Raw genomic sequence first — 21,102 nt, 5'->3', positions numbered from 1 at the left:
TACCTCGGCGGAACGTATGGCGAGAGAGCAAGGCGTAGCGTTGAGTTATGCCAGAAATCCCACTGCCCATCCTGACCGAACGTTTGGTACTTCGCCGTTTCACCGCCGATGATCTTACGGCTTATCACGCGTATCGTTCGCTTGAGGAGACGGCGAGGTTCCTTCCCTCGGGGCCCCACAAGATCACCACCGCCATGCAAGTTGTGGGCAAATACTCAAACTTTGTTTTTGAACAGGTGGGCGATTGGGTCTCGCTGGCCGTCGAGGCGAAGGGTAGTCCGGTGCTGCTCGGCGAGGTGGTGTTGAAGTGGCTTCCCGGCCGTGGCCAAGGCGAGGTTGGCTGGATCTTGGCGCCGGCGGGGCGCGGCAAGGGCTATGCCACCGAGGCCGCAGAAGCCATGCTCAAGTTGGGGTTCGAAACGCTGGGCATGCACCGGATCGAAGCCCGGCTCGATGCATTGAACGGTGCCTCTGCAGCGGTGTGCCAACGTTTGGGAATGCAGCACGAGGCCACCCTTCGTGAAAATTCGTTCGCAAACGGTGTGTGGTCCTCTGAGGCGAGGTACGCGATCTTCGCCTCAGAGTGGAAGTCCAGCCACTAAACGCACCCCAGCCACTGACCCCACCCGCGAGGTCGGTGCAACGCGTCGAGTTCCCCGCAAATTTACGGGGAACTCGACGCTAAGCACCGACCTCGGCGGAAGGGGCGGAAAGGAAGAGCGCGGCGGAAGAAGCTAGCGCGGCCCGGCGCCGGGGAGTAGCTCCGTTGCGCCAAGCGAGTCGGCGATAAACGCGTAGTCCCAGGCGCGTTCGCGCCATTGCACGTACCGGCCGGACGCGCCACCGTGCCCACCGTCCATCTCGATCTTCATAACCACAGGTTCGGACCCGGTAGAAACCGCCCGCAATTCCTGCACCCACTTGGCCGGCTCAACATACAGCACACGGGTGTCGTTGAACGAGGTCACTGCGGCGATCTTGGGGTACGCCACCTCACGCACATTCTCGTACGGGGTGTACGACTTCATATACGCGTACACGTCCGCATCCGTGATTGGGTTGCCCCACTCTTCCCACTCGAGAGCGGAGAGCGGAAGCTCCGGGTCCAAGATGGTGGTCAGTGCGTCAACAAACGGCACCGCCGCCACAATCGCCGCATACTTTTCCGGCGCCAAGTTAGCCACGGCACCCATGAGCAGCCCACCCGCGGAGCCGCCCAAGGCGGCAATCCGCGACGGATCAACCCACCCCGAGCCAGCCAACCAGTCGGTCGAGTCCACGAAGTCGGTGAAGGTGTTCTTTTTGTTCAGCTTTTTGCCGTCGTCGTACCAGTGCCGGCCCAGCTCGCCACCGCCACGAATGTGCGCAATCACAAACACAATCCCGCGGTCCAGCAGAGAGAGCCGGGCAATCCCAAACCCGGGGTCCATACTCGCCTCGTAGGACCCATACCCGTACACCAGCCCGGCCGCGCTCGAGTCTTGCACCACCGACTTGTGCCGCAGCACGGACAGCGGGATGAGGGTGCCGTCCGTGGCCGTGGCCCATTCGCGGGTGGCCACATAATCCGACGCCGAATAGCCGCCCAAAACGGGGCTTTCGCGCCGGAGCAGCAGTTCGCCGTCGGGCTGTTCCGTGGAGGGCAAAACGTAGTCGTAAACCCGCGAGGGGGTGAAGTAGCTCGTGTACCCGAGGCGCACCACTGGCGCGTTGTAGTCGGCGCCGCCAACCCCGGCCGTGTACAGCTCTTCGTCAAACGCGGGCTCCACGGGCGCACCCTGTGCGGGCGTGCCGAGCCCGGCGAGCGGGATGAATTGCACCCGCTCAATTGTGTCCTTGCGCACGGAAAGGATCAGGTGCGACGCCGTTATTCCGGCACCGTTGACCCGCACCTCATCTGAATGTTCGACGACGGTGGTCCAGTTTTGCTCGGCCAGTGGCTTGGCAAGTTCTGCCGGGTCGATCAGGGACACCATGGAGTTCGCGGCACCCCTGTTGTGGGTGATCAGAATGCGCTCAACGAATCCGCCGGGAGCGGAGGCATCCGGAAGTAAGAACGGTTCTGCTTCGTAGAGGACACGCTCACTGCGCGGAATCATCGTGTGCAGCGTGGCTGTGGGGTCTTCGAAGCTCAGGTAGCGGGTTTCGCTGTACTCAGAGCAGCTGACGGAGAGGACCAGGTGACGGCGATCCGAGGCGAGTTCGAAGCCCAACCACATGGCGACGTCGTCCTCTTGATACAGCACCTCATCCTCGGCGACGGGGGTGCCCAAAACGTGGGTGCGGATTTGGTACGGGCGCCAAGAATCGTCCACCACAGTGTAGAAAAGGCGGGTGCCGTCGGGGGAGAAGGTGAGCCCGTAGAAGGCGCCCTCGATCACGTCCGGGAGGAGCTCGCCGGTGCGCAAATCCTTGATGCGGATGGTGAAGCGCTCGTCGCCGGCGTTGTCCACGGCATAAGCGTAGAGGTTTCCGTCTACCGTGACAGCTACGCCGCCGATCGAGAAGAACGGTTTGCCCTGGGCCTCGATGTTGCCGTCCAAGAGGATCTCTTCGCCGGGAACGGGGACACCGGCTTCAACTTGCGGCGGGGTCCAATCGGCAATCGGGTCACCGGTGTTGCTCGCGGCCACCCGGCAGCTAATGCCATACTCGCTGCCTTCAACGGAGCGCGAGTAGTACCACCATCCGTCCTTGCGCTGCGGCACCGAAAGGTCGGTTTCCAGGGTGCGAGTTTTGATCTCGTTGAAGATGTCCTCGCGCAAAGGTTCTTGGTGCGCTGTGACTGCTTCTTGGTAATCGTTCTCGGCCTTGAGGTGCGCTACGACCTCGGCAGATTCCTTGTCCCGGAGCCACTCGTAGTTGTCAGTGAAGTTATCCCCGTGGTGGCTGCGAACCGTGGGGACCTTCTTCGCGACGGGAGGCTGAGGGGTAGTGGAAACTGTGGACGCGTCAGGAACAGTGGTCATGGCCTCCAATATAGAGGTCGACGGCGGCACTACGCTCCCGTAACTAGGCCCGGTTTCGCGACTGGCGTAGTTGCTTGCCGCGTCAGTTCGCTGCGGGGTCTTTGGTGATGTGCCGGGCGTAGCGGAAGATCTTGCGCAGCGCGGGGGATAGCTCGCCGTCCATTTTGACCCATGCTTTTTGTCCACGGCGGAAGGGGTCAGACACGTCGTTGTCTTCGGGGGTTTCCGGAAGGCAGAGGTGCCGGACTGAGGCAGCCAAGGCGGGTAGCTGGCGCCACTGTTCTGCAACGGTATTTTCGATGGGGAGATTGGCGCGGCGTGGGGCGAGAGCGTCAAGCATCCTCGCGAACTCGCGAACTGTGAAGGTGCGCTTAAGGAGAGCCGGGCTGAGCTGTATGACCTGACTGCGGTGCTCGGTGGTCATAACAAGCACCAGATCTGCGGCGCGGGCAATCTCGGGCGTGATCTGGCGTGAGACAAAACCGTCGCTGTCGCCGCCGTACTTCTGAACAAGTTCTGCGGCTTCGGGCTGCATGCTGTGATCCACGATTGCCCCGGTTCCGGCACTAGTGACTTCAAAGACGCCGGGGTGGAGGGCGTCAAATCCAGCTTGGAGCACACGCTCGGCCAAAGGTGAGCGGCAGATATTTCCTGTGCATACAGTCAGGACGCGGAATGGTTCCGAGGATGTCATGGACAGGCTGCCTTCCTTGGCTTTGGTAGTGCTGGCTTTGGTAGTGCTGGCTTGAGTACTGCTGGCGGGTGCGGGTGTGGTGCTCAGTAAGTATTGCAGGGTCTTGCAGGGCAGCAGAAGACGCGGCCAAGTCCACATTACTGCCCAGAACGTACACGCGGGACGAACGGGCCTGAGCGCCAAGAGCATTCACCTTGACGTAGATCACACCGCGTGGATATTCTGAACGAACGGTCAGTAATTAATTCCCCGTCCGATGAAGCCGCTTTGTGGCTGATGGACTGCCGTTCTCCGAGGAGTTGCCATGGCGACACAGCAGGGCCCCACCACACCCACACCCGAGCAGGCCCACTTTGATCACTTGATGGCCACTGACTCCCGGGTTGAGCCGCGCGACTGGATGCCGGATGCCTACCGCAAGACTCTGCTTCGACAGATTTCTCAGCACGCGCATTCGGAGATTATTGGCATGCAGCCGGAGTCGAACTGGATTAGCCGGGCCCCAAGCCTCAAGCGCAAAGCGATCCTGATGGCGAAGGTTCAGGATGAGGCTGGCCATGGGTTGTACTTGTATTCGGCCGCTGAAACATTGGGCCAGAACCGGGATCAGATGATGGATGCGCTGATCTCTGGCAAGGCGCGGTATTCGAGCATTTTTAATTACCCGGCGCGCACGTGGGCGGATATGGGTGCGATCGGCTGGCTGGTTGATGGGGCTGCGATCTGCAATCAGGTGCCGTTGTGCCGAGCGAGTTATGGACCCTACGGCCGTGCGATGGTGCGCGTTTGTAAGGAAGAATCGTTCCACCAGCGTCAGGGTTTTGAAATCCTGCTTGAGCTGGCAAACGGCACCTCGGCGCAGAAGCGGATGGCTCAGGATGCGGTGAACCGTTGGTACGCGCCGTCGCTGATGATGTTCGGCCCGCCGGATGATGATTCGCCCAATTCGCGCCAGTCTATGGTCTGGAATATCAAGCGTTTCTCCAATGATGAGCTGCGACAGCGCTTTGTGGGAATGATGGTGGAGCAGGTCAAGGTGCTCGGCCTGACGCTCCCGGACCCAGACATCCGCTTCAACGAGGACACCAAGAAGTGGGAACACGGGCCGCTGGATTGGGAAGAGTTCAAGGAAGTACTTGCTGGCCGTGGGCCGTGTAATGCGCAGCGCCTTGAGCGTCGCCGGCAAGCGCACGACGACGGCGCTTGGGTCCGTGAGGCAGCCGCGGCTTATGCGCAGAAACAGTCAGCTAAAGCAGCTTTGCAGGAGGCGGCAGCGTGAGCGAGCAAAACCCAACCCCACTCCACCATCAGGGCTGGGCATTGTGGGAAGTTTTTGTCCGTTCCAGCCGCGGATTGAGCCATGTTCACGCCGGTTCTTTGCACGCTCCTGATGCTGAGATGGCCTTGCGGAATGCTCGGGATTTGTACACACGCCGAAATGAAGGTGTGTCCATTTGGGTGGTCCCAGCTGAGGCAATCGCCTCGAGTGACCCGGACTCTAAGGGTGCGTTTTTTGAGTCGCCACAGGGCAAGGACTACCGCCATGCCACGTATTACACCAAGAGCGAAGGAGTGAAGCACCTGTGAGTGAGAGCAACGCCACCGCAACGCGCATCACTCCCGGCAACGCCCTGCGCCCGGAGGACATTGCCCTCGACGTCGCCACTGGCCACGCCAAACCAAACATCACGGTGGCCGAGTTCGCGCTGCGCCTGGGTGATGACGCACTGATTTTGGCGCAGCGTTTGGGCCATTGGATTTCCCGGGCACCGGAGCTCGAGGAAGACGTGGCGCTGGGAAATATTGCCTTGGACGAACTGGGCCATGCGAGATCGTTCCTCACGTACGCTGGCGCAGGGCTCCCACATCAGACAGGCAAATCAGGAAAGCCTCGCACCGAGGACGATTTAGCGTACTTCCGTGGCGAGGATGAGTTCCGGTCCTGCCATTTGGTGGAGCAGCCTAATGGCGATTTTGCTGTGACGATTGCCCGGCAGTTTGTGCTGAGTTTTTACCAGTTTGAGCTGTACCGGCGCCTGGCCGATCCAGCAAAATGCGCCGACGCCACCATCGCAGCCATTTGTGCCAAGGCCGTTAAAGAGGTGGATTATCACCGCGATCACAGTGTTCAGTGGGTTCTACGTTTGGCACGTGGCACCGAGGAATCCAGGCGCCGCATCATCAAGGGTCTGGACCTAGTGTGGCCCTACGTGGCTGAGCTGTTTCAAGAGGACCAGCTCATCCAAGACCTCGAAGCAGCGAACGTCATCCCGCAGAACCTGTTCACCAGCGTTCGTGAGGACTTCTGCCAGCTCACCAGTAACGTGCTCCAAGAAACCGAACTCGAGGTCCCGGATGTCCAGCAAAATCCGGGGGGCGGAAGGCACGGCCAGCACTCGGAACACTTGGGATACATTTTGGCTGAGATGCAGGTTCTGGCTCGTGAACACCCTGGAGCGGTGTGGTGATGGTGGTCAACGGCTCGGCCACAATCCCCGCTCCAGCGCAACACCAGTCGGCTCAGGCCAAGGCCTGGGCGCTCGCGGCCACTGTCACCGACCCGGAAATTCCCGTGCTCACTATCGAGGACTTGGGCATTTTGCGTGCCGTGGACTTGGTGGACTGCGGCGCCATCACCCCTACCGTTCGGGTGACCATCACACCCACGTATTCGGGTTGCCCGGCCATGGACGCCATCCGCGATGATCTAAAAAGCGCCTTCAGCAAAGCGGGTTACCCCAGCCTTGACGTCCGCTTGGTGCTCTCGCCAGCATGGACCACGGATTGGATGAGTGCGGCCGGGCGGACCAAGTTGGCGGCGTACGGAATCGCGCCACCCACCGGAAAAACCGCCAACGGATTCACTCAAGCTGGCCCCATCCGCCTGCAACTGGCCGTGAAATGCCCACAGTGCTCCTCGCTCAACACCAAGGAGCTCTCCCGTTTTGGCTCCACATCCTGCAAGGCGCTTTACGTGTGCAAGGACTGTGCTGAGCCGTTCGATTACTTCAAGGTTTTGTGAGGATTGGGATGACCACCACCGATTCCGCGGCCGGCCGCCGTCGTGCTGCTTTTCATTCTTTGTCCGTTAAAGAGGTCCGCAGACTGACTGAGGACGCCATTGAGGTAGCCTTCCGAGTCCCCGCGGACCTGGCCGGTCAGTATGACTATTTGCCGGGCCAGTATGTGGCGCTTCGCACCGATTTAACGCACGACGACGGTGCGGTGCGCGAGGTGCGTCGTAGCTATTCGATTTGTGCGGAACCCCGCAGTTATGCTGACGGGTCCGCGGAAATTCGGGTGGCAATCAAAAAGGATTTGGGCGGTTTGTTTTCCACCTGGGCTAACGCTGAATTGCAGCCGGGGCACCGTTTGGACGTGATGAGCCCTATGGGTGCCTTCATTTCTCAGCACGGGAGTGACGGGCAGGACGTGCAGCACAATGTGTTGAACTCCATGAATCACCCGGAGGATCTGGCCGCCAGAAACGGCCCCAGCGGCACTTTTGTGGCGATCGCTGCAGGCTCGGGAATTACTCCGGTGATCGCGATAGCCCGGACCCTTTTGGCGGCCAATCCCCACAATCGTTTTGACCTGGTTTATGCGAATAAGTCCGCCATGGACGTGATGTTCCTTGAAGATCTGGCGGACCTAAAGGACAAATATCCGGCTCGGGTGGCGTTGCATCATGTGCTCTCACGGGAGCAGCGGATTGCGCCGTTGATGACTGGCCGGATTGATGCTGAGAAGCTTGAGCAGTTGTTGGGCACAGCCATCCACACGCAGGACGTGGACGAGTGGTTTTTGTGTGGGCCCTTTGAATTGGTGCAGGTGTGCCGGGATGCGTTGGCGGCGCGGGGGGTCTCGCCCGGGCATGTGCGTTTTGAGCTGTTTAGCACTGGCCGCCCGGACCGTCCGGAGGGGCAACAGGGCCGCCGTGTGGTGGCCAAGGAACAGGACGAGACCTACAAAATCACTTTCACTTTGGACGGCTTGCAGGGCGAGGTGGCTAGCCCGGTTCACGCCCGCGAATCCATTCTGAACGCCGCTCTGCGAGTCCGCCCGGATGTCCCTTTTGCTTGTGCAGGAGGAGTGTGCGGCACGTGCCGGGCGAAGGTCACGGCTGGGAGTGTGGACATGGAGGAGAACTACGCGCTTGAGCCAGATGAACTGGAAAAGGGCTACGTTTTGACCTGCCAAGCTCGCCCCACTACACCCGCCGTCACAGTTGATTACGACGTCTAAGAAGACGTCGAAGAACAGGTGAGGGCCAGGGCATGATTGAACTTTCCATTGCGGATTCGGTGGCTGAAATCTGCCTCAACGCGCCACACAAGTTGAACTCTCTCGCCGAGGTGGACCTGAAGAATTTGGCAAAGGCGTACGACGACGCCGCTGCCGCCGCCGAACGTGGTCACGTGCGGGCGCTGCTGTTGCACGGAGCCGGGCGCGCCTTTTGTGCTGGCCGTGACATTTCCGAGGTGGACGCGGCAAAGATGCAGTGAGCCAGGGCCTTTTTAGCCGAGCCATGCCCGCCGCATTCCAAGAAAAGCGGCAGCCCCGCTTCAAGGGATAAACCTACCCAGCACCCAAACGGGCCAATAGTTGCGCCCGGGACTTCACGCCCAGCTCCTTGTACACCTTGGTGAGCCGCACTTCAACGGTCCGGACAGAGAGGAAGAGCTCGTCGGCAATTTCCTTGTTCCGGTAACCGGCCATCACTAGTTCCACCACTTGGCGCTGCGTCTCCGGCATCTTGAGTAGCAGGTGCGCCTGTAGGTCACCATCGGGTAGCGGTTCTTGATGGTCCAGGATGTCCGCCCAGAGCGGCAGGCCAATGTCCGTGAAGGACATTTGAGCCGCATGGATGAGCTGCCGGGCGCGTGAGTCCTTGCCGAGTTCGGAGAGCCGTTGGGCAAAAATTGCCAGGGTGATGGCGTGATCGTATTCTGAATCAGACTCGGTGAAAGCGCTCAGAGCCTCTTCAAAAGCAGCTATAGATGCTTCGCCGTCCTGTAGTACTGCACGGCACCGTAATACTGCCAGCTGGGCCCACCGTGAAGGGGTCCGTGCTGCACGTTCTTCAAATTCAGCCATCACTTCTTTGGCTTCACGCACGTCACCCACCCGGACCAGAGCCTCCACAAGGTCTGGTTCAAAGCGCATCAGTTGCGGGTTGCGCAAGTGCATACCGGTCTGTTGGCAACGGCGCAGGTACACGAGTGCCTCATCCACGTCTCCGGCGCGCAAGTTGAAGGAGCCTCGGCGGGCGTCCACCAGGCCGTTGACTTCGATGTTCCGGCGGCCTTGGCTATAGCGGACGGAGGCCAAGTAGGCTTCGGCGGCGAGTTCTTGTTCGCCGATTTCAAACCAGTACCAGGAGGTATTGACGGCCATAGTGTGCCGGAAAACATCCGGCTCATCTGACTTGATCACGGAGGCCATTTCCATCAGCGCCACCCCGTGGTTGCCGGCCCTGCGTTCTAGTTCAATGCGCTCTAGACGAGCGATCGCGGACCAAAGCGGGCTGAGTTTTCCTTGCTGGTGAAAGAGGGAATCCAGTAGTGACCGGCCTTCGTCGAAATTCTCAGCCATGTAGCAAGCTCGGGCGAAGTTGACCACGGCGAAGGGCACCCACATGCTGGGGTCGTGGACGTTCTGGCAGACGCGGCCCAGCTCTTGCACAGCAGTGGTGGGGACCACCGGGGCCACTCCAAGGTCTAGTGCATTGATCAGGGCTTCGATGGAATCGGCCAGAACCGCAACGATTTTTGAGCTTATTCCGGGCATGGCACGGGCGGATTTGAGTGCTCGGCGAGCTGCGTCCAATTCCCAACGGTCGGTGTGTAGGGAGGCAACGGCTAAGACCAAACCCGTGGCCAGTTCGCGGCCGCCGTCGGACTCTTGTTCAGTGGTGGAGCGGGCAACGTTGCTGAGGACGCGCTGGGTGAGGAAGTACTCGCAGGCGATTTGCAGACCGGTGATTCGCAAAGGAAGGTCTCCGCTGCTGCGCAGTAACTGGGCCCGGCCAGCGAAGGTGCGGGCGAGTTCTATTTCGCCTTGGGCAAGGAGTGTTTCGCCCAGAACCACAAGGTCCTCACAGTCTTCGTCAGCGGCGGGGCCCAGGATGGAGGCGCGTTCGGTGAACTCGATGCCTTCGCGGACAAATCCCATGGAAATCAGTTCGGCACTGGTTTTGCGTAGGCTGCGGGCCGTTTCGGTGCTGAAGTCGCTGAAACTTTGGTGCCATTGTTTCAGTGGCTGGATGGAATGTTCTGCCAGAGTTGCGTGAATATGGGTTCGCAGTTCCGGGTCAAGGGACCAGTACAGTGCTGACCTCAAGGCTGGCTGGGTAATACGGATTCCTTCACCTAAGTGACCTGCTAGCCCGGCGGCGAGGAGCTCGGTCACTGCAGAGTAGCTCTTGGGGAGAGCGAGTTTGAGCGTGGCCACTCTGATACCTGGAGCGGTGGACATCCAAGTGAGGACTTCTTTGGACGCGGCGCTGTGCGGTTCCAGTTGCCGGAAGAGTTTCGCCGCGGTTGCGGCGTCTTGGCGTAGCGGCAGAGAGAGCGGGTGGCGGCCGTCTAGTTGGGTGACGTCTAGGCTGCGCAGAGCCTTAAGCAGTGCCCCGGGGTTTCCGTCCACAGAGTCCACCAGCATCCGAAGCACACCGGTGTCCACGTTGGATGGCGCCTCGGAAATAGCTAGTTCCATCATGAGGGTGCGCGAGAGCGGTTGCAGGTCTAGGGTGCGGATGCCGTGCAGTGGCCCGGTTCCACAAATTTCTTGGACTGAGGCAACAATCCACACACCGGTTCCGGCAAGACGGCGCATCACGTATCCCATGACTTGCAGGGTTTGCGGATCGGCGAGGTCTAGATCGTCAATGAGGACTACTCGGGGACCGGAGTTTTGGGCCACCATCGAATCCACAATGTGCTGGCCGAGGGCCAGGAGTTCATCGGAGGTGGGGGCCTCCCCGCCGGGGGATACACGTCCCAGGCCGTTGCTTGAGGGTAAGGCGCCACCGGCGGTGAGGGTAAAAAGGCCGGACAGTGGCTCGGCACCGTGGGTGGGGCCAGCGGACATCATTGTCGCGGGTGCCTCGGACGCCTCGGAAACTTGGCCCAGTAGGCGGGTTCTTCCGCTGCCAGTGGGTCCGTGAACCAATAGAGCATTTTCTCGAGGGCGTTGGATCAGCGCCTTAATATTCTCGAATTCTCGTCGTCGGGTTTGAACAGATCTGTGCACACATACCCCATATACCGTTATGCCGTCTGCGTCGCTGGATGCGGCCGCGACTTTTCACGCTGCATTTGTTATAGGACCTCGCATCTCCGCCCGGATTGGACGGGTTCAGCGTTGCGGTGAGTCTCCTTGCCGAGATTCCCATAGCCGCAGCGGCCCAGTTCCCGCGGTGCCGGAACTGTATGAATACTAGCGAGCCTTTCTGAGCGTGGAGCCGGTTCTTTATCTCCGTGTGGTTAACCGCACGTGATTGCCCACACGGCCTCTGTAAAGAGTACGCACGCTGCCACATTAATCAGGTGGTTATCCGCAGTTACGTTGGCGATATCCACATTTTTCCACAACCGGCACAACGGCATCCATACGCTGGATAAACCAGTTGCCCGGACACAAGCTGAGCTTCTGGATCTGATCCCAGCCCGTGTGGCAGGGCATACATCAGGAACAGCGGAGCCGTACGTCATTACCCGAATATGGACCGCAATCCGGCGCAGAGGTGCGCATTTCCCATATTTCGAAAGTTTCCACGATGGCTTTTTACAGCACCCCCAAGACGTCCATTTTTCAAGCTCCAGTCCCAGAGGCCGGCACACAATCCGCTAGAACATCACATAGATCAGTGGCGGCGACGCGGACCAGCCTTTGTGCCCTTGCCGTAGCAAGCGCTGTTCTGCTTCCGGGAGTGGCACCAGCATTTGCCAGCACGACGGCGATAGCACCTAGCGCCGCCACCGCACAGGCCGCCACCGCACCAGCCGTCACCGCACCAGTTGCGGCAGCACCGGCGTCGTTACTAAACGTGGCCCCGATGGCTACCACACAGGACGCGGTGTTCTCCGGACTGGTGTTGAGCCCGCTGCAGTCCAGCAGTGTGGATACCCTTCGGCTGGATTTCAACTTTGATATCCCCGATGTTGCAGTGGCTGGCGCAAGTTACACGGTGGTGTTGCCCAATGAGCTGCGGCCCAAATCCACAGCGCCGTTTAGCGTGCTGGACCCGGACGGCAATGTGGTTGCCACTGCAGTGTGGGAGGGGAAAATCGCACGCTTTACTTTTACGGATTTCGCCGCAAGCCACGCAAAAGTTCAGGGCAAAGCTTTTGTTGCCTTGAAGTGGGACCGTGCGGTGATCGGCACGGGCCCGGGTACTTACGATCTGGATTTCACCGGGGACTTGGTTCCGGTGACCATCCAGGCGAGCACCAGCGGTATGCCAGAGCTGCCCATCAATACCAGCCGGGACTTTTCCAAATTCTCCGGTTGGACTCGGCGCGATGAAGGCGTGATTGATCCGGTGGGTGCTTTGGGGTGGCGGATCGGGCTGCCTAGCGGTCCGTTCGCTGGCCCCATCACTGTGACGGATACGGCGCAGCCGGGCTGGACCTTGGATTGCAGTTCGCTGAACATCACCAAGGGCACCACTTTGTTGGGGAACCGTTCCATTGTTGACCCGGTGCCGTTGCCTGCCTCGCGTGTGGTGTCTTTTAGCTGCGATCCGGGCAAGTTCATCTTGGTGCTGGACCACATTGGGGCGTCGGAATTTATCAACGTTGATCTGACCGGCACGGTGACGGATCAGAGCGCCCGCACGTTCACCAATGACGGTGGGTTCTCTACCGAAACCGGCACTCAGTCCAGCACCGCAACTGCCACCCGCACCCAGAATGGTGGCTCGGGCGAGGGGGTGCCGCCTAACAGTGTGGGAAACAAGATTTTTGTGGACCAGAACCGGGATGGTTTGCAGGACGCCTCCGATACTCCGCTGGCAGGGGTGAGTTTGACGGTGGGCAGGACGGATGGTTTGGCAGCCACGGATGTGAACGGTCTGCCCATCGCGGCGCAGACATCGGATGCGCAGGGCCACTTCCTGTTTGAGGGGTTGGCGCCGTTGCCGGCCGGGGTTTTTTACCAGGTGATGGTTGACCGGAATGCGTCGGCTGCGGCTTTGGCTGGGCTGGAGCCCACTATTGCTGGCACGGGCAACGATTCCGGTGCTAATTCCTCCACGTGGACGGCCGTGAGCACGGTGGATACCAGCCAGGGGAACACCCAGGATCTGAGTTTGGACTTTGGCTTTGTGACGGTTCAGACGCCTGCCCCAACAACGCCGCCAACTACGGAACCCACTACACCTCCAAGCACTGAACCTACAGCGCCTGCGCCGCCTACCAGCCCCACGTCACCGGTGATTCCTCCCGCAACGCCAGTACCCACTTCGACTGCGGCGACCACGCCCATCATTGTCCCCACCGCGCCGCAAGGACCGGCTGGCACTGATGTTCCGGCGCAGGACAGCCAAGCATCGGCCCCGGCTGACCAGCTGGCACAAACCGGTCCCATCGCTCTGCGTGCCCTGGTGTTTATAGGCCTAACAGCGTTACTGGCCGGTTTGGCAGCACTCGCACTCCTGCGTAAGTCACGCACGTCTAAGAAAGAAGTTTCCCAGTGATCCCTAACGTTGTTTGCCTGCCACTCTGCCTGGCGACGGCCGCTTTTCTTGCAACGCCGTTTTACTCGCGGATTTTCGTCCGGCACCTTCGCAGTGGCTCAACGCTGCGCGCAGAGATGATGGGCGGGGCCCTTATTTTGGCCGCCTTTAATGCGGCGGCGTTGGTCCCGGGCACACCAGAGCTGATGCGTGAGCTTGCCGTAGCTCTGACCGTGGTTGCCACAGTGTTTGCCGCTTGGTTGCTGATTCGTTTCCGGATCACCACCCAGCCCATGCCGCAGACTCGCACCATTCTGGCGGTGGGTGCGCATCCGGATGATCTGGAACTCGCCTGTGGCGGGACCTTGGCCAAGATGATTGATCAGGGTCATCAGGTGTACGGGTTGGTGATGAGCTCGGGCAACGTTGGTGGAGTCCGGACGGAACGCAAGGCTGAGGCTGCCCGAGCCGGGAACTTTATTGGCATCAAAGATCTCAAGGTACTCAATTTCCCGGACACTGAGCTGGCGGCGCACAACACCGCCATGGTTAACAGCATTGAAGCTGTGATCAATGAGATCAAGCCGGATGTGGTGTTCACCCACTCCAACTCGGATCAGCACCAGGACCATCATGCCGTGCACATGGCCACTTTGCGGGCTGCGCGCCGTCAACCCACCATCCTCTGTTTTGAAAGCCCCTCAACCACCCGGGCGTTTAACCCGAGCGTGTACGTGGATATTCAGAACTACATGGATATCAAGGTCAAAGCTGTGCAAACCCATCAGGGGCAGATGGCTAAGCCGTACATGAGTGCCGGGCACGTCACAGGGATGGCGGCGTTCCGTGGTTCGCAAGCCAAACGCCAGTACGCGGAAGCTTTTGAGCCGGTACGTTTCTTGGGCTCCGCGATGGGAGACCTGTGAAAAGGATCCTGGTAACGGGCTGCGCCGGTCCAGTCGGCGTAGCCTTGGGTCAACAATTGTTGGCTCAGGGTCACTATGTGATCGGCGTTGATATAAACGCTAAAGCTCCGGCCCCCGCCTCTGAGCGGCACCGGATTGTCTCCGCCAGTCATCCGGGGATGGTGCAGGCCTTGTACAGCATCGCTTGCCGTACCCGGGCGGACTTGGTGATACCCACTGTTAGCGAAGAGCTGCCTGTGTTGGCGCGGGCCGTGGCCGATGGCGAGTTTCCAACACCAACAGTGATTAGCCCGCCAGAGGGGGTGGATGTAGCGAATGACAAGTTCTTCACCATGATGGCACTGGCCAGCAAACGCATCCCGGTGCCGTTGTTCGGGTTGCCTTCCGAGTTTGTCTGCCTTGAGGACGCATTCCGTGAATTGGGCGCCCCACTCATCCTCAAGCCACGGGTCTCCCGTGGTGGCCGGGGTGTGCAGGTGATTGACCCGGGGTCTCGGCTGGACTGGGCCAGCCTGGACGATTCGTTGATTGTCCAAGAGTTTGCGCCAGGAACGGAGTTCGCTCCGGTGGTCCACATGCCGCGTGGCACCGGTGAACCGCGCACTTTTGTTTTGCAAAAAACGGGACTGAAAGAAGGCCGGGTGGGCAACGCAACGGGGGTGGAGTTGGTGCCCTCTTGGCGTCAACCTGCCGTGGGAGTTTTGGCCGCCCGCACCGCCGCGGCCCTGTGCCTGACCGGGCCGGTGGATGTAGACATTCGGATGCGCGCTAACGGCACTCCGGTGGTGTTGGAAGTGAACGCGCGGTTTGGTGCCAATAGCCGTTCGGCACCTCGGTTGCTGGAGCACGTCTTGTGTGACTTTCTCCCTAAGGTGCCCTAGCGGACTGGTATGGCATAGCCGTTTTTGTGCTGCCCGGAATGTTCTGGGCCGGAGTGCTGATTTTGGCGTTTGGCCTCGTCAAGTTGTTGTTTGTTCCGCTCAGCATGGGGTTCGAATTCGTGGCTTGGCGCAGGCGGAGGCGAAAGGCACCGAGCTTGTTGGATCAGCAGCCCATGGTCTCAGTGATTGTCCCCGGGTACAACGAGGCCAACGTGATCAACAACTGTGTGGAGTCCGTGGTGGCGAGTAGTTACCGTCCTATGGAGGTCATTTTGGTGGACGACGGGTCCACGGATAACACGGCGGAGTTGATGGCTGCGCTCGCCGCTAAGCACCCTGTGGTCACTTTTGTGGCGCAGCCGAATGCCGGCAAGGGTGCGGCGCTGAATAACGGTGCGCAGCGGGCCAAAGGCCAGGTGTTGATGTTTGTGGACGCCGATGGAATTTTTACCGCCCACACTATTGAGGATATGCTCGCCGGTTTTACCGATAGTGGGGTGGGTGCCGTGTGTGGGGATGACCGGCCCGTGAACTTGAACAAGGTTCAGACTCAGCTGCTCACCGTGATCTCCCACATTGGTACGGGTTTGGTGCGCCGTGGGCTGACGGTGTTGCACGTTATGCCGATTGTGTCCGGGAACATTGGGGCATTCCGGCGAGATGTTTTGGATGTTACTGGTCCGTTGGATACCAAAACTTTGGGGGAGGATCTAGACCTGACCTGGCGGATTTACAAGGCTGGGTATCGGGTCCGGTACAACCCGCGAGCCCTGGTTTATGCCGAGTCCCCATCCACCATCAAGGGTTTGTGGAAGCAGCGGGTGCGTTGGGCTCGTGGGTTGTTGCAGTGTTTGCGGATTCACTGGCGCATGATTGGTAACCCTGCCTATGGGGTTTTTGGTGCGTTTATGGCGTTCAATGCGTTGACCATGGTGGTGGTGCCGTTGTTGCAGTTGCTGGTGGTGGCGTTGATCCCGTTGCTGGTGGCCGGTGGGGCTAACCCTGTCCCGCCGGATGCTTGGGGTGTGGTGGGTTGGATTGGCCTGCTCACGGCAGTGTTTTTGGCTGTGTTTTCTATGGGGATTAATAAGGCGTGGGGGGATCTGCGCTATTTGTGGACCCTGCCGTTGTGGCCCGTGTATTCGTTGTTTGTGGGTGCCACCATGTTTTGGGCTGTGGTCCAGGAGGTTCGCGGCGCCTCGGCCCGGTGGAACAAGTTGGAACGGACTGGTGTGGTGAGTATTCCTACCCGAAGTTTGGAAACGCTATGAGGAACGCTGTGGGTAAACATTTGAGTGCAACAACAGGTATAACGACGGCGGCGCTGATCTCCGCGAAAGCTGCGGTTCGTTTTCTGGTTCCGGTGGGGTTGGTGGCGGTTTTGGTGTTGGCTGCGTGTACGCCTGCTGCGCCGCCCGCGGAGCGGGCTGTGAACTTTGGTTTTGAGGACGTGGCGGTGCCTGGGAAGGATTGGGGCGCACTGAACCAGAAGCTTCAGGAAGTGCGGGCGAATTCGGTGGGGATCGCCGTCGGACGTCCTGACTGGACTGGTTTTGTGTGGGCCGGGCACAGCGAGCAGCAGTCTTCGCAGGTCCGCAGCAGCCGTGGTGAGGATTTTGTGTGGAAGGCGTTGGAAGGGGTGGGGACCGCGCCGGATGGTTCTAAGCGGAAAACCACCCTGGTGGTGGATGCGTTGGTGCCGGGCATGATCGCTGAGGATTCTTCGCTGGCTGGTCAAGATGTGCAGGGGAAACGGTCGGCGGATTTTGCGTCAGTGGCGGCGTTGGAGCATGGCGCGGTGGGGGAGCATTTGGTGGCTTTGGTGGGGGATGTGGCCGCCCGGTACAAGCCGGATGCTGTGTCCCTGACGGAGCTGATGTTTGACGACTCTACTTTTGGGGACGCTGATGCTGATTCGTACCGGAATTTCAGCGGCCAGGATGATTGGCCCCGGAATTCGGACGGCAGTATCAACACCATTGACCCGAGCATTGGAAAGTGGCGGTCGGCCGTGTTGGCCAAGCTGGTTGCCCGGGCTCGGGACGCCGCCGGAAAGTCTGGGGTGAAGTTGCTGATGGATGTCCGCAGCCCGAACTCTGGGGCCGGCGCGGCAACCAATGCGGATCTGGGTGGGGACCGAAAGGACTCCGGGCAGGACTACAACCAGTTGTTGAAGTCTTCGGATGGTCTGGTGGTGTGGGATTACTTTGGCCTCAACGGTGGGGATCCGGGTGATAGCAAGGATTTGGCGGCGAAGCTGGTGCAGCGCGATCCAGGCCGGATTTCCCAGTCCATCGGTTTGTGGGCTGACGAGAACTCGGGCGACAAGTCCGGGACGGTCTCCGCAACGGATCTAAAGACCGCCCTCAAAGCTGCGGCCGAGGGTGGCGCACGCTCCGTCTCAGTGACCCCGGCCAGCAAACTTTCGGACCAGCATTGGCAAGCAATCAAAGAAGCTTGGACTCGGTAGCGGGTCCTAAGAGACGGCCGGCGTCTGTACAACAGGTGGGGCAGGCGCCGGTCTTAGTTTTGGGAGTGCTGGGAGCTGAGGGTGGCCTGCACGTACCCGTCCCGCCAGACCCTCCCCAAATCTGCTCCGACGTGGTGAAGTAGCCCTATGGAAACAGTGACTTTGAATAATGGTGTCCAGATGCCCGTGCTCGGTTTTGGTGTGTATCAGATTGAGCCGAAGGACACTCAGGCCGCAGTGGAGGCTGCGCTCGCGGCTGGTTACCGGCACATTGATACGGCAGCCGGTTACGGCAATGAGGAACAGGTGGGCGCCGCGATCAAGGCGAGTGGTATTGCCCGGGACGATCTATTTGTCACCACAAAGTTGTGGATTCAGCACGCGCCCACGGGCAATGTGCAGGAGGACAGCAAGCGGTCATTCCATAACTCATTGAACCGCTTGGGCCTGGATTATCTGGATTTGTACCTGATTCACCAGCCGATTGGTGATGTGTATAGCGAGTGGCGTGCCCTGCAGGAAGTGAACACGCAGGGATTGGCCCGGGCTATTGGTGTTTCTAACTTCCACATGGACCGGCTGGTGGATTTGATCGATCACAACCAGATCGTCCCGGCTGTGAATCAAATAGAGACGCACCCGTTTTATCAGCGGGCAGCGGATCAGGCGTTTATGGCCGAACACGGTGTGCAGATCGAGTCGTGGGGTCCGTTCGCGGAGGGCCGGAACAACTTGTTTACTGACCCGTTGTTGAGCGGCATTGCTGCCGAGCACGGGGTATCTGTTGCGCAGGTGGTGTTGCGTTGGCTGATTCAGCGCGGTGTTGTGGTGATTCCTAAGTCGGGGCGCCCGGAGCGGATGGCTGAGAACTTTGATGTGTTTGGGTTCCAGCTCAGTGAGGCGCAGATGGAGCAGATCGCCACCTTAGACACGGGTGCCAGTTTGTTCTTTGATCACCGCGACCCGGCCATGGTGAGCCGCCTGGGCAGTCACCGGAGCAACTAGCCGACGGCGGTGCTTGCGTTACTGCCCAGGAGGCTGCGGGTGAGGGATTCGGCGTCGGACATCAGGGCAGCCGCCGCGGCTGTGAGGTGACGGTCGGCTACCGCTGTGCTCTCCAAAGCAGCGGCGACGACGGCGCGGCGGACGAGTTCTTTCGCGAAGGATGCGGTGGTGCCGGCGGTGCTTGCTGCGGCGCCCGCTATGGCGGCGTCACTGAAGGGGATGCCGTGGGCGTAGAGCTTGATGAGTTTGCGGCGTTCGTCCTCTGCCGGGAGTGGGATTTCCACGGCGAGGTCCACCCGGCCGGGGCGTTGGGCGAGGGCCCGTTCCAGCATGTCTACCCGGTTGGTGGTGAGGATGAAGGCTACATCTGCGTCGGCGTCGAGCCCGTCCATGGCGTCGAGAACTTCGAAGAGGAGCGGTTGCGGGCCGCGAGAGAAACTGCGGTCCTCGGCAATCAGGTCGCAGTCTTCCAAGACCACAATCGATGGCTGCAGCGCGCGGGCCATTTGAGCCGCTTCGGTAATCCGGGCGAGGGATTGGCCGGAGAGCAGGATTGCCGTGGTTCCGGGGCTTTCACTCAGTAGGTATTTGACGGTGTGTGTTTTGCCGGTCCCGGGTGGGCCGTATAGCAGGACTCCGCGTTTGAGGTGTTGGCCGTGGTTTTTGAGGGACTCGCGGTGTTCGGCGACGCCCGTCACGTGCGCATTGACTTTGCCCAAAAGTCCGTCTGGGAGGATGACATCGGTGCCGTTGATTTGTGGCCGACGGTGGAACGTCACACCCGCGCCGCTGGGTCCGTATTCGCTGATGTCTAGCGAAATAACTTGGCCCTTGAGGACGCTGCGGTGTTGGAATTGTTTGCGGAAGTCAGCCAAGAAGTCCATGGCGGTGTCTGCCTGGGCCAGGACTTCTAGCGAGGCCGTCTGGCGGCCGAAGCGCTGGTTCGCGTCGCGCTGTAGTACCGCCATGGGCTCACTGTTGTGGTGCAAGAGCCAAACGCCAAAAACGACGGCGCGGCGGTAGTCATCAGGGCCGGTCGCCAGGTTCGCATAGTCGGGTTGGCCAATGGGGAACATGGGCGAAAACATGGTGTTTTGCAACATATCGGCCAAGGACTGGTGGTGGCGTTGGTCCCCGCCACCCACGCCGGTGAGCCGGTATTCCGGGTCCGATTCGGCGTATTCGCTCATCAGGATGTCCGCGTCCATTAGCCGATGCGCGGGCACGGATTCGGTGATGACGGAGAGCGTATTTAGCGGGACGCCGAGGTATTCCTCAAGTGTCTCCGAAAGCTGCGGGCCTGTGCTTCGGTCCTGTTGTTGAGCCTGGGCCAGCTGAACAAGTTGCGCAAAGTTGCCAAGGAAATCCCCCAATTTTTCATCCATGCCGTTGAACCTAGCAGTTGCGGTTCCGCGGGGAAAGGGGAGGGCTAGTTTCCGCTGTCAACCTTTGTAGTCGCTACGTATTCGTCTAGCTTGTCGTTGACCAGGGCATCGGAAACCGCTTTGGTTCCGGTTTCGTCAAGGAGCACAATCGATTGGCCGTCTGCTGAGGTTCCTACGCCACCGGTGGGCAGGGTGAAGAATTTGGTGTCTGCCGCCCCAACACCAGCTACGGAGACGCCCAAGGACGCGATGGTTCCCGCGTCGAGACCCTTGTCCACTGTGAGGTATGGAGACAAGGTTGACACGAGGGACTGCAGTTTGCCCGGGTTGGAGAGGGTGCCCTTGTCACGCAATTTGGCAATAACACCCTTGATCAGAGCTTGCTGGTTGCGCACTCGTTGATAGTCGCCGTCAGTAAATGCGTGGCGTTCGCGGGCGAAGGCGAGCGCTTTGTCACCCGAGAGTGTCTGTTTACCCGCCGGGTAATTGAACTGGCCGGCGGTGAAGGGCTCTTTGACGTTTACTTCGATTCCTCCGAGCGCCTCCGTCACGCCTTTAAAGGCTTCAAAGTCCACAATCGCAACGTGGTCAATGCGGGACTTGAGGAGTTGTTCAACCGTTTGCACCACCAGCGGGATACCGCCGAAGGCCAGAGCGGCGTTCATCTTCGCTTGACCGTGACCAGGGATGTCCACCCAGAGGTCACGCATTATCGAGATGCCATAGATGTGCTTCCGGTCAGCCGGAATGTGGACCAGGATCATGGTGTCTGAGCGCTGATCGGATGAACCCGAGGCGGTGGTGTCAGTGACTCCAGCTCCGCGTGTATCCGAACCCAGAAGCAGGACGTTGACTGCCTTGGAATCGCCGCTGCCGGTAGCAGTGGGGCGGGTGGATTCTTCGGGGAATGCCGAGTCCATCACCGTCACGTTGTCCTTGTAGGACTGCACCAAGCTGAATACATAGCCGCCAGCCACGAGGGCGGCAATAACCACCACTGCGGCAAAGCTAATCAGCACAGTGCGGCCAGTTTTTTTGCGTCCAGAAGGGGTTTCATCCATGGGCCGAGAATAACAGCGAGGGCTGTCAAAAG

At 60.0% G+C, this 21,102-nt stretch carries 17 protein-coding genes and 1 pseudogene; 13 read left to right on the top strand and 5 right to left on the bottom strand.

The window, feature by feature from the left end; genetic code table 11:
• Window positions 1–47 precede the first annotated feature (47 nt).
• Window positions 48–602, top strand: coding sequence for a GNAT family N-acetyltransferase (locus ACQQCD_RS09185; protein ID WP_430268080.1), 555 nt, complete (start codon window positions 48–50; stop codon window positions 600–602).
• 132 nt (window positions 603–734) lie between these two features.
• On the opposite strand, the gene ACQQCD_RS09180 is transcribed toward ACQQCD_RS09185, so the two are convergent.
• Window positions 735–2,969: a S9 family peptidase gene (locus ACQQCD_RS09180; protein ID WP_430268079.1), complete on the bottom strand. Its 2,235-nt coding sequence runs from the start codon at window positions 2,967–2,969 to the stop codon at window positions 735–737.
• Window positions 2,970–3,051: 82 nt separating this feature from the next.
• Window positions 3,052–3,846 (bottom strand): low molecular weight phosphatase family protein, encoded by a 795-nt coding sequence (locus ACQQCD_RS09175; RefSeq protein WP_430268078.1) that lies wholly within the window; start codon window positions 3,844–3,846, stop codon window positions 3,052–3,054.
• Window positions 3,847–3,967: 121 nt separating this feature from the next.
• Between ACQQCD_RS09175 and paaA the strand changes: the two genes are divergently transcribed.
• The 6 genes and pseudogenes from paaA to ACQQCD_RS09145 all read left to right on the top strand — a co-directional run.
• Window positions 3,968–4,942, top strand: a complete 975-nt coding sequence (gene paaA / locus ACQQCD_RS09170) for a 1,2-phenylacetyl-CoA epoxidase subunit PaaA (protein ID WP_430268077.1) — start codon at window positions 3,968–3,970, stop codon at window positions 4,940–4,942.
• The gene (gene paaB / locus ACQQCD_RS09165; RefSeq protein ID WP_430268076.1) at window positions 4,939–5,250 is read left to right on the top strand and encodes a 1,2-phenylacetyl-CoA epoxidase subunit PaaB; all 312 of its coding nucleotides are present in this window, start codon (window positions 4,939–4,941) and stop codon (window positions 5,248–5,250) included. The genes paaA and paaB overlap by 4 nt, the downstream gene beginning before the upstream one ends.
• Window positions 5,247–6,131 (top strand): 1,2-phenylacetyl-CoA epoxidase subunit PaaC, encoded by an 885-nt coding sequence (gene paaC, locus ACQQCD_RS09160; RefSeq protein WP_430268075.1) that lies wholly within the window; start codon window positions 5,247–5,249, stop codon window positions 6,129–6,131. The genes paaB and paaC overlap by 4 nt, the downstream gene beginning before the upstream one ends.
• Window positions 6,131–6,685 (top strand): 1,2-phenylacetyl-CoA epoxidase subunit PaaD, encoded by a 555-nt coding sequence (gene paaD / locus ACQQCD_RS09155; protein ID WP_430268132.1) that lies wholly within the window; start codon window positions 6,131–6,133, stop codon window positions 6,683–6,685. The genes paaC and paaD overlap by 1 nt, the downstream gene beginning before the upstream one ends.
• Window positions 6,686–6,693: 8 nt before the next feature.
• On the top strand, window positions 6,694–7,908 hold the full coding sequence (gene paaE, locus ACQQCD_RS09150) for a 1,2-phenylacetyl-CoA epoxidase subunit PaaE (protein ID WP_430268074.1): 1,215 nt from the start codon (window positions 6,694–6,696) through the stop codon (window positions 7,906–7,908).
• Window positions 7,909–7,940: 32 nt separating this feature from the next.
• A pseudogene (locus ACQQCD_RS09145) lies at window positions 7,941–8,147 on the top strand (enoyl-CoA hydratase/isomerase family protein); the annotation flags it as partial.
• Between the two features lie 94 nt (window positions 8,148–8,241).
• On the opposite strand, the gene ACQQCD_RS09140 reads toward ACQQCD_RS09145, so the two are convergent.
• Window positions 8,242–10,917: a LuxR C-terminal-related transcriptional regulator gene (locus ACQQCD_RS09140; protein ID WP_430268073.1), complete on the bottom strand. Its 2,676-nt coding sequence runs from the start codon at window positions 10,915–10,917 to the stop codon at window positions 8,242–8,244.
• A gap of 679 nt (window positions 10,918–11,596) precedes the next feature.
• On the opposite strand from ACQQCD_RS09140, the gene ACQQCD_RS09135 reads away from it, so the two are divergent.
• The 6 genes from ACQQCD_RS09135 to ACQQCD_RS09110 all read left to right on the top strand — a co-directional run bounded on the left by ACQQCD_RS09135 (window position 11,597) and on the right by ACQQCD_RS09110 (window position 18,624).
• Entirely contained in the window at window positions 11,597–13,363 is a 1,767-nt protein-coding gene (locus tag ACQQCD_RS09135; RefSeq protein ID WP_430268072.1) for an Ig-like domain-containing protein, read from the top strand.
• Window positions 13,360–14,268: a PIG-L deacetylase family protein gene (locus tag ACQQCD_RS09130; RefSeq protein ID WP_430268071.1), complete on the top strand. Its 909-nt coding sequence runs from the start codon at window positions 13,360–13,362 to the stop codon at window positions 14,266–14,268. The genes ACQQCD_RS09135 and ACQQCD_RS09130 overlap by 4 nt, the downstream gene beginning before the upstream one ends.
• Entirely contained in the window at window positions 14,265–15,149 is an 885-nt protein-coding gene (locus tag ACQQCD_RS09125; RefSeq protein ID WP_430268070.1) for an ATP-grasp domain-containing protein, read from the top strand. Before ACQQCD_RS09130 ends, ACQQCD_RS09125 begins: the two co-directional genes overlap by 4 nt.
• 26 nt (window positions 15,150–15,175) lie before the next feature.
• A complete protein-coding gene (locus ACQQCD_RS09120) occupies window positions 15,176–16,420 on the top strand; it encodes a glycosyltransferase (protein ID WP_430268069.1) in 1,245 nt (414 codons plus the stop codon).
• On the top strand, window positions 16,417–17,619 hold the full coding sequence (locus tag ACQQCD_RS09115; RefSeq protein WP_430268068.1) for a hypothetical protein: 1,203 nt from the start codon (window positions 16,417–16,419) through the stop codon (window positions 17,617–17,619). The genes ACQQCD_RS09120 and ACQQCD_RS09115 overlap by 4 nt, the downstream gene beginning before the upstream one ends.
• A 147-nt stretch (window positions 17,620–17,766) precedes the next feature.
• The gene (locus ACQQCD_RS09110) at window positions 17,767–18,624 is read left to right on the top strand and encodes an aldo/keto reductase (protein ID WP_430268067.1); all 858 of its coding nucleotides are present in this window, start codon (window positions 17,767–17,769) and stop codon (window positions 18,622–18,624) included.
• Here the strand turns inward: ACQQCD_RS09110 and ACQQCD_RS09105 are convergent.
• Both ACQQCD_RS09105 and ACQQCD_RS09100 read right to left on the bottom strand, forming a co-directional pair.
• Window positions 18,621–20,009, bottom strand: a complete 1,389-nt coding sequence (locus ACQQCD_RS09105) for an AAA family ATPase (RefSeq protein WP_430268066.1) — start codon at window positions 20,007–20,009, stop codon at window positions 18,621–18,623. The genes ACQQCD_RS09110 and ACQQCD_RS09105 overlap by 4 nt on opposite strands.
• A 44-nt stretch (window positions 20,010–20,053) precedes the next feature.
• The gene (locus tag ACQQCD_RS09100; RefSeq protein WP_430268065.1) at window positions 20,054–21,070 is read right to left on the bottom strand and encodes an LCP family protein; all 1,017 of its coding nucleotides are present in this window, start codon (window positions 21,068–21,070) and stop codon (window positions 20,054–20,056) included.
• Window positions 21,071–21,102: the final 32 nt, after the last annotated feature.

The sequence above is a fragment of the Pseudarthrobacter sp. J1763 genome, from assembly GCF_050490295.1.
In the GTDB taxonomy this organism is placed as follows: Bacteria; Actinomycetota; Actinomycetes; order Actinomycetales; family Micrococcaceae; genus JBNPEO01.
The sequence above is the reverse complement of the archived record's forward strand: the minus strand, read 5'-3'. Positions and strand labels throughout refer to the sequence as shown.